The sequence below is a fragment of the Halomonas sp. Ps84H-12 genome (assembly GCF_024124725.1).
GTDB classification, from domain to species: domain Bacteria; phylum Pseudomonadota; class Gammaproteobacteria; order Pseudomonadales; family Halomonadaceae; genus Vreelandella; species Vreelandella aquamarina.
The window spans coordinates 1-1,318 of the sequence record NZ_JAMXSJ010000091.1; the positions used below are offsets into that span (position 1 = coordinate 1).

Sequence of the window (1,318 nt, forward strand, 5' to 3'; positions counted from 1 at the left end):
CGCAGCAGCAAAGCGCCGCTGTCGCTGGTGGTGCGCTGGCCGCTCAACTCGACACGGACAGAGCTGTTGCACGAGGGCGTCCAGGTGGATAGGCTTTCACCCATAGCGGATGGCTCTCTTGGTTCAGATTCTTGGCGGAACACACTGAATTTTCAAGAGAATACCATCCGCTATCTTCGTTTTCAGGTCGGCCTCATGAATAAGGCGGGCTGATGGGAGCGGTTATCGATTTATCTCAATATCAATTGCATTTTCAGGGCACCGAAGATCAAGAGCTTACAGGCCTGGAGAGCTACAAGCCTTCATTTTTAGCACCAGGAACGGAATATCGACACTTGGCATGGAAGATCAAAGATGCCCCCAAATCCGGAAATTCCATCGCTTTTACCGTGCCTATCGCGCCGAATGTTTTGCTGTCCGATGATCCGGATTTGCTTGAAACTGTGAAATTTGCTCTTTCAGTGATGGGAACGAGTCAGGCCAAGCACATCGGAAGAGTGAATTCCCAGAGCCTCATTAAGAACTCAGCTAACATTTGGAATTTCCTTCGACTGATCTTACCCAGCAACAGTGGACACTGGTTTAAGCGATCATTCGGGCTTCAAAGGCCTCTGGGCTGATCATCCCAATAGCACTGTGCCGCCGTTGTTTGTTGTAGTCCAGTTCGACGTACTCAAACACCTGGCGCCTCATATCGTTTCGCGTTGTAAATTGCTCCCCATGGATCGCTTCAACCTTGAGGCTGTGGAAGAAGCTTTCGGCACAGGCATTATCATAGCAGTTGCCTTTGGCGCTCATGCTGCACGTAAGCTTATGCCGGGTAAGCAGCGACTGGTAACGCGTGGAACAGTACTGACTACCTCGATCCGAATGGACTATCACGCCTTTGGGCATTTTGCGTTTCCATAGCGCCATCTGTAGCGCGTCACAGACAAGATCGGCCGTCATACGCTCACTCATTGCCCAACCGACCACTTTACGAGAGTAAAGATCAATGAGCACTGCCAGGTAAAGCCAGCCTTCGCCCGTCGCCAAGTAGGTAATGTCACCCACCCACTTTTGATTAGGAGCTGAGGCCGTGAAGTTTTGTTTTAGTAGATTCGGTGCGACTGGCAGCGAATGCCGTGAGTTCGTGGTGGCCTTGAACTTACGAGCTGCTTTAGCGCGCAGGCCCTGACGCTGTAAGCTGGTAGCCACCGTCTTACGGTTGATCGGCATCCCATCATCTCGCAGGTCTAGCGTTAGTCTCGGGGCGCCTGAGCGGCCCTTGCGTTGGTGATAAGCCTTGGCCACATGCTGATCGATAATGGCTTGCTGG

The 1,318-nt window shown here is 52.0% G+C and carries 2 protein-coding genes and 1 pseudogene; 1 reads left to right on the top strand and 2 read right to left on the bottom strand.

Annotated elements, in window-relative coordinates:
• Positions 1 to 143 (bottom strand): annotated as a pseudogene (locus tag NH344_RS18435) (IS1380 family transposase); the annotation flags it as partial.
• Between the two features lie 69 nt (positions 144 to 212).
• Here NH344_RS18435 and NH344_RS18155 point away from each other — a divergent pair.
• Positions 213 to 620 (top strand): hypothetical protein, encoded by a 408-nt coding sequence (locus NH344_RS18155; protein WP_044630875.1) that lies wholly within the window; start codon positions 213 to 215, stop codon positions 618 to 620.
• Here the strand turns inward: NH344_RS18155 and NH344_RS18160 are convergent.
• On the bottom strand, positions 583 to 1,318 hold a 736-nt coding region (locus NH344_RS18160), incomplete at its 5' end, for an IS3 family transposase (RefSeq protein WP_253028289.1). The two genes, NH344_RS18155 and NH344_RS18160, sit on opposite strands and share 38 nt — an antisense overlap.